This is a genomic window from Cylindrospermum sp. FACHB-282 (genome assembly GCF_014697195.1).
Classification (GTDB): domain Bacteria; phylum Cyanobacteriota; class Cyanobacteriia; order Cyanobacteriales; family Nostocaceae; genus Cylindrospermum.
On record NZ_JACJRJ010000051.1, the window covers coordinates 35,015 to 41,819 of the forward strand.

8 protein-coding genes are annotated in these 6,805 nt (G+C 41.4%); 2 read left to right on the forward strand and 6 right to left on the reverse strand.

The features are described 5' to 3' along the window. The first annotated feature begins 40 nt into the window (after window positions 1–40). A complete protein-coding gene (locus H6G32_RS21720) occupies window positions 41–1,282 on the forward strand; it encodes an acyltransferase family protein (RefSeq protein WP_190462034.1) in 1,242 nt (413 codons plus the stop codon). A 346-nt stretch (window positions 1,283–1,628) separates the two neighbouring features. Next, on the forward strand, window positions 1,629–2,879 hold the full coding sequence (locus H6G32_RS21725; protein WP_190462036.1) for an FG-GAP repeat domain-containing protein: 1,251 nt from the start codon (window positions 1,629–1,631) through the stop codon (window positions 2,877–2,879). 211 nt (window positions 2,880–3,090) lie between these two features. On the opposite strand, the gene H6G32_RS21730 is transcribed toward H6G32_RS21725, so the two are convergent. The 6 genes from H6G32_RS21730 to H6G32_RS21755 all read right to left on the reverse strand — a co-directional run. Further along, window positions 3,091–3,858 (reverse strand): MBL fold metallo-hydrolase, encoded by a 768-nt coding sequence (locus H6G32_RS21730; protein WP_190462038.1) that lies wholly within the window; start codon window positions 3,856–3,858, stop codon window positions 3,091–3,093. A 3-nt stretch (window positions 3,859–3,861) separates the two neighbouring features. Beyond that, window positions 3,862–4,461 carry an anthranilate synthase component II gene (locus H6G32_RS21735; protein WP_190462040.1) on the reverse strand — a complete coding sequence of 200 codons (600 nt, stop codon included), beginning with the start codon at window positions 4,459–4,461 and terminating at the stop codon, window positions 3,862–3,864. A gap of 393 nt (window positions 4,462–4,854) precedes the next feature. Continuing rightward, the gene (locus tag H6G32_RS21740) at window positions 4,855–5,310 is read right to left on the reverse strand and encodes a diacylglycerol kinase family protein (RefSeq protein WP_190462042.1); all 456 of its coding nucleotides are present in this window, start codon (window positions 5,308–5,310) and stop codon (window positions 4,855–4,857) included. Window positions 5,311–5,470: 160 nt separating this feature from the next. Beyond that, window positions 5,471–6,004 carry an rRNA maturation RNase YbeY gene (gene ybeY / locus H6G32_RS21745; protein WP_190462045.1) on the reverse strand — a complete coding sequence of 178 codons (534 nt, stop codon included), beginning with the start codon at window positions 6,002–6,004 and terminating at the stop codon, window positions 5,471–5,473. 32 nt (window positions 6,005–6,036) lie between these two features. Then, window positions 6,037–6,192 carry a DUF3285 domain-containing protein gene (locus H6G32_RS21750; RefSeq protein ID WP_190462047.1) on the reverse strand — a complete coding sequence of 52 codons (156 nt, stop codon included), beginning with the start codon at window positions 6,190–6,192 and terminating at the stop codon, window positions 6,037–6,039. 138 nt (window positions 6,193–6,330) lie between these two features. After that, on the reverse strand, window positions 6,331–6,805 hold a 475-nt coding region (locus H6G32_RS21755), incomplete at its 5' end, for a zinc ribbon domain-containing protein (protein ID WP_190462049.1).

A 6,805-nucleotide genomic window follows, 5' to 3' on the forward strand; every position in this document is an offset into this window, starting at 1 on the left:
ATTGCTCAAACATCACTTCTTTAAATTATAGGAAATCTTGATGAAGCCAAATAATCGTTTAGATGCGCTCCTAGCCCTACGGGCTTTTGCTTGCTTAATGGTAGTGATTCTCCATAGTAATCCTCCTAGAAATTCGATTATTTATCGAGGTTATGATCTGAGTTGGCTAATATTTAGTCATGGCTGGGTAGCAGTTTGGATATTTTTTGTCCTTTCTGGTTACTTAATGGGGAAAGCCTTCTATGCCGAAAGATACACTGCTGACGTTCCAGGAGTTATCAACTTTTGGCGTAACCGTTTTGTCAGAATTGTTCCTCTTTATTATTTTTCTATATTAATTTTAACTATATTAGTTTACCCAAATTGGTTGAAAATAGAAAACTGGGGTTATTTATTGCGGCTCTTTACATTTACTTATGAGTTTTCAGTAACTTCTCAACCAGGAATGAATTTTAATGTTGTTTTTTGGTCGCTCTCCACTGAAGTTCAGTTTTATATTCTTGTCCCCTTTATCTTTAGCTACTTTAAACAGCGATTCTCACAACCTAGACAAATTTATATCGCCGGAATTTTAATATTCTTGCTGAGTCTTGCCATCCGTTTTATATTCTGGGTTTCCTTAAGAAGAGAGATTGGCGACCAATTTACCTATGTTGTCAAATATTGGTATACTCCACTTCTAACAAATTTAGACCTATTATTGTGTGGCTTTTTAGTTAATCCTTGGCTGAAATATAAACCTTTTAAGTTAAAGCCAAAAGTTAATGATAAACTTTACAAAATATTTCATCTAGACAAAGTAAGCAAAAAGCACGTCGCCGTAATTCTCATTGTCATCCTATATTTATTCACAGCATATTACTCATATCATCAAGAACTAACAAATTTACCAGAGCGTGCTGGTAAAGGGATTAGAACTGCAACAACATTTTTTATTCTGCCACCAGTCACGGCATTGATTACATCTTTTTTTGTTTGGGCATTTGAGTCAGACATTTATGATTCTTTAAGTAAAAATGAAAATCTATCATTTAGCACTATTTTGAGAAATCCCTTCAGAATACTCGAAGTATTTGGCAATATCTCTTATGGTGTTTACATCTGGCATAAGCCAATCATCGAAAATATTACACCAATTTTCACCTCAAATATCCCAATTGAAGCATTTTATGCCAGACTCACAGCAGCAATCATTTTATCAACCTTGCTAGCAACTGTTACCTATTACTTAGTTGAACTTCCATCTGCCGGGTGGAAGATTTATCAACGGACAGATCAATAGTCTACAACCTTACAAAGGGCTGGGGAGCTTGAAACTGCCTCTGGAGATAGGGGAAATGGGAACTGGGGAAAGAGAAATTATTGCATAAGCATCTTTCAATTACAGCTTACCGCAAGAAATGCATTGACATACATAGAAGAGCAATCAAATATCTGCAAATACATTATCTAGCATTTAAAAAATATCATTGAACACAAATTATCATTTGTCTGCAAAAAACGATATTTATTAAATAAAAATATTTGTGAAGAAAATGTAAAGCTCATATAAATGTTCTTTATTTACAGAATCTTCATAAACAAATAAGTTAGAAAAATATAACAACCAGCCATAAAAAAAACACACCATGATTGAAAGTAGAAATCTCTCCGGCTTATCTGTAAATACAAGCAGTTGGGCATCAGAGTCTCTCAACAGATCAGAAAGTTTGACAACTTCGCTTAATACTGCAAATTCTGATTCATATCTGGGAGTTAGGAGTTCGTCAGAGTCAACACAAACTACACAAACTAGTGCGTCAGACCAGTTACCAATAGAGGCAGAAAACAGTAATCCTAATCCTTACTTAGCTAGTGCAGCAGTTGCTCCTGACTTCAACGCTGACGGCAAAATAGACAAACTTTGGGTTAATACTGAAACTGGTGAGATTGTGGTTCGGCTGATGGATGGTACAAAGACTCTTGAACAGGGTTCTTTGGGTCAATATGACTTAACTGCCTACGATTACAAAATTGCCGATTTCAACAATGATGGCAAGACCGACTTCTTATTACGCAATAAGACAACCGGTCAGAATAGTATTGTGCTAATGGATGGAGTTCGAGTTTCTAATGCGGCTTCTCTAGACAGAGTTGATCCCACTTGGACTGCTAGCATTGCCGATTTCAATGGCGATCGCAAAACTGATATCTTCTGGCATAATTCTGAAACTGGTGAGAATGCTATTTGGGAGATGGATGGCACAACAGTTCTGACTGCAAATGTACTAGAAACCACGGCCGTGGGGTTGGATGCCACCATTGTTGATTTCGACGGTAATGGCAATAGTGACATCTTCTGGCGCAATGAGACAACCGGCGAGAACAGCGTTTGGTTTATGGATGGCACCCAAGTTAGTAACTATGCGCTGCAAACACAAGATGCATCCTGGACTTATAAGCTTGGCGATTTCAATGGCGACTACCGGACTGACATTTTGTGGAGTAACTCACAAACCGGTGAGAACAAAATTTGGAACATGAATGGCATCTTCGTCACAGAGGGTAGTCTACAAACCCTTGACTCAACCTGGACATCCAGCATTGGTGATTTCAACGGCGATGGCAAAACTGACATCTTCTGGCACAATACAACCAGCGGCGAGAACACTGCTTGGTTAATGGATGGCATCACCGTTAGTTCTGAAGCTTTCCTCCCCAGCAATAGCGCTTCCCTCACACCATCATTTGGCGATTTCAATAATGATGGCAAAACCGATATCTACTGGCGTGATCAGGAAACAGGTGCTGACACCATCTGGACGATGGATGGCACAAAAGCAACTGAAACTGTCGTATCTGATGCAGATAAACTGACCTCAGAATGGTACACAGCCTAAGACTTAGAGGTTTAGCAGTGTTTGGGTTGTAGCACCGTTTCCACCCAAGCTATTAATATTTGTGGCGTTGCTGAATATGGGGATGAACCAGTTCTAAATCCCGGAAATCAGCAACGTTTCCTCATAAAAAAACACTTTTTGATGGGGAAATTATCCTTTACATCATTCACTAAACTGGGTGAAGCGATATGCATCACCCACCTCAAAAACCTTAAAACTTATAACTCAAAATCTGAATAGCCGCATTTTCGGGCAAATTATTTGAGGTAATAGAAATACTGTCACTATTGCTACGACGAACATTTACGTCCGGCATCAAAGAGAGAAACTCATCCACTGGGGAAATATCGCACGCAGCCGTATCAGCAGCCTGTGTCCGGTAATGCGTGGGAATCACCAGTTTGGGATTTAAAACTGCGATCGCCTGTTTTGCTTCCTGGGCATTGTAAGCCTTAGCACTACCGCCCACGGGAATCAATGCCACATCAGGACGCCCCATCAGGATTTTTTGCTCAAGAGAAATCGGTGCAGCGGCTCCCCCTAAATGTAGGATACTAATACCCCCTTGTTTCCATGCCCAAGTGATATTTTTACCAAACTGCTTGCCATTTTTGCGATCGTGGTCTGTAGCAATTCCCTGGAACTTAATACCCTGGAACTCATAAACTCCCGGTTCATAGACTAGCTTTGGATTCCCCGGTAGTTCTTCCACTGCGCCTTCATCCAGTAGTTGACTGCTAATCAGTACTAAATCTGCCACAACTTTTGGTGGACGATATCCAGCAGTGCAGCCAATCGGCCGAAAGGGATTAACAAGAATTTTTGCACCGCCACCAGTAAACAGAAAGCAAGTATGACCCAACCACTGAACCGATAAACCGCTAGATTGTGCATCAGCTTGAAATCCAGAACCCAAGTTAGTAACCAAAGCTGTTGCTAAACCCGCCCCAGCATAGCCCATCAACTGTCGTCGTTTCATTCACTACACTCTCGACTGTAATTGTTCCAGAAAATTTCGCATTAACTGCTTTCCCGAAGATGTCAGGACACTCTCTGGATGAAACTGGACGCCCTGAATGTGAGGATAGTTCCGGTGTCGGACTCCCATAATGGTGCCATCATCAACCCAAGCGGTGATTTCCAATACTTCGGGGCAAGTCTCGCGGTCAATCACCAGACTATGATATCTGGTTGCAGTCATAGGATTTTCTAATCCTTGAAAAACCCCAACCCCACTGTGAGACACCAGAGAAGTTTTGCCATGCATCAACTCTGGAGCAGAGACAATTTTACCACCGAACACTTGACCAATACTTTGATGACCTAAACAAACACCCAAAATTGGCAATTCTTGTCCTAACCTGGCAATTAAATCTAGAGAAATTCCCGCATCTTCCGGGCGACCAGGCCCTGGAGAAATGACTACCACATCAGGATTTAATGCCCGAATCTCATCTACGGTAATCTTATCGTTACGAAAAACCCTAAGATCAGATGCGACTGGAAACTCTGCGGCTAGTTCTCCCAAATACTGCACTAAATTATATGTAAAGCTGTCGTAATTATCGATGACTATAATCATAAAAAACCTAATTTTCAATACTTTTCTGATGATAATTTAGCTATTTTTCTTAACTTTCTAGTCATTATCCGAGGAATATAATCACAATTTTCACCAGACTTACTAATAGCTATAAACTTGGATTTTTACCCATACCTAAAGGCAGGGGATTGTTTTCCTCTGAGGGGCTAACGAATGGAAGCAGACACTGCGAAGTTAGGCTTGAAGACAAAACCTCAAACCAATTGGCGAAGCCATAGCGCTGACTACAATAGTGTCCATGTATCGCAGATACTTTCTACGTATTTTATGGAGTCAACTCTATCTAAACGGCGATTAAAATCACCTATGTCCTGATCCCCATGTCTAAAGCCCTTTTTTCTACAGGCTTTGATTTTCAGTCACAAACCGTATCTAGAAAGCAGAAATAATTAACGCTACTAGAGGGGGGAGTAAGAGAATAGCAGCTACCAGCAACGCTACCAAAGCAGAAACAAGTACGGCACCAGCAGCACAGTCTTTGGCAATTTTTGCCAAATCGTGGTAAGTTTGCTTAACCGTTAAGTCCACAAGGGACTCGATAGCAGTATTCAGTAACTCCAAAGCTAAAACTAAACCACTAGTTATACCAATTACGGCTATTTCCACTGCTTGCAGTTGCAAAAAAACGCTTAAGCCAATGGCCAAAGTACAGACGCTTACGTGGATGCGAAAGTTGCGTTGAGTCTGAAAACTATAGCTAATTCCAGCCCAGGCATACTTAAAACTAACGAATAAATTAGAGGCAACTTGCCAGGAAAGCTCCCGTTCATTGGTCACAAGCGTTGATAAGCTCTTTGACATTGGTGGAGGCGAAACTTTTGGGGACATAGGCTTAAAAATACAAAAACAGAGTAGGGAAGGTGGGAGTCTTCGCCGATTTTAATGGCGCGATCAACTTCAAGGCAATTTTAGGCAATTTTTTTACGGAAGCATTATGCATTATAAAAATATCACCCAAGATTAATACTTGCAGACGCGCGCACAACTACTATTCTATGTCAATAGTAATACCTATTGAGTACAGCAATACCACTTGTTGTTTTAACATTTGCATCAGACTTTCTTCATCAGGATGATCCCAGCCCAAAAGATGCAATAAGCCATGAGCAGTTAACCAGGCTAACTCGGTTGTCAAACTATGACCCTGCTGATCAGCTTGGCGTTGTGCTGTATTTATAGACACAATAATGTCGCCTAAATACAAAGGTAATGAGGCTAGCATTTCCTCGCTTTGCGGCAAGTCTGCTTCTAAGGCTGCAAAGGCTAAAACGTCTGTCGGCTGATTCTTTTGGCGATACTGGGCATTCAGTGCCTGAATTTCCAAATCGTCTGTTAAACGCAGCCCTATTTCGTAACTTGGCGCTGGTGGAAGATGAGAATTAAGCATTTCCAACCAGCCATGAAACCAGTTTTCCCAGGTAGCGGGAGCAACTTGGGACTCTGAGTAACCCATATTCACTGCTTCAGATGGGGATGACTCGGAAAAACAATCCTCCACATATAGTTCGACTCTCAGGGGCACAAAGTCTCCTAGGCTGAGATGATAGTTTGTCGTTAGCGAGTTAGATAAGCAAGACCAATGAGGGCGGCTAAAAGCCCTACAGCAGTCATTGCAAAATGTTTCAAGGAAGTGCCACCTTTCCTCACCATGTTTCGCATGGCAAGTTTCACGTAGCTAGGTTGAGGTTCTGTTGAAGGAGAGGTGCTCATGATTGTTTGAACATATACTCTTTTATAACTTTAACAGCTAGCTCCGGGTAGAGTTGCGATTGCCTGATAAAGGAGCGCACCCTGCACCGGGTGAATCTCCAATCTTTGACCTCTCCCCGGTCTAAAGACACGGGGATTCTAAACTGATGCTACGTCGTAGGCTGAAGCCGTACCACTTCGCTTTTTAGTTTTGGTTTCCCAGATACGAAATCTGGTAGCAAGGGTCAAAACTTGCCTACAGACCTTGACTAGGACGAGTCCTAATTGTGTCTCTACTTTGCGAAGTATATTCGCTGCACCATTTAAATCAGCGTTAATAAATAGTCCTTTTCCTGTGCGGAACATACCGCGGTTTACTCGTTTTCCACTTGGTTTCCACCCTTCAGGTTTTGCGCCGAAAGTAGGTAGAAAATCACCATCTAGAAAACTAGTTTTACTGGTATAGGATTCTTCGGCCTCTACAAATTTGATGCCGTGGTACTCGCATAACTGTTTAACTCGTTTTTTGAGTTTGGCGGTTGGTATCTGCACAAATGATTGCGTTGTTCTACCTAACTGCGCTTCTTGTCTTTGTCCCTGATTCCACCCAAATACCACTACACCAATTTGATGT

What these genes read in the sequence shown, in the direction of transcription:
- H6G32_RS21720 (WP_190462034.1), top strand. Translation starts at nt 41, where the DNA reads ATGAAGCCAAATAATCGTTTAGATGCGCTCCTAGCCCTACGGGCTTTT.
- H6G32_RS21725 (WP_190462036.1), top strand. Translation starts at nt 1,629, where the DNA reads ATGATTGAAAGTAGAAATCTCTCCGGCTTATCTGTAAATACAAGCAGT.
- H6G32_RS21730 (WP_190462038.1), bottom strand. Translation starts at nt 3,858, where the DNA reads ATGAAACGACGACAGTTGATGGGCTATGCTGGGGCGGGTTTAGCAACA.
- H6G32_RS21735 (WP_190462040.1), bottom strand. Translation starts at nt 4,461, where the DNA reads ATGATTATAGTCATCGATAATTACGACAGCTTTACATATAATTTAGTG.
- H6G32_RS21740 (WP_190462042.1), bottom strand. Translation starts at nt 5,310, where the DNA reads ATGTCCCCAAAAGTTTCGCCTCCACCAATGTCAAAGAGCTTATCAACG.
- H6G32_RS21750 (WP_190462047.1), bottom strand. Translation starts at nt 6,192, where the DNA reads ATGAGCACCTCTCCTTCAACAGAACCTCAACCTAGCTACGTGAAACTT.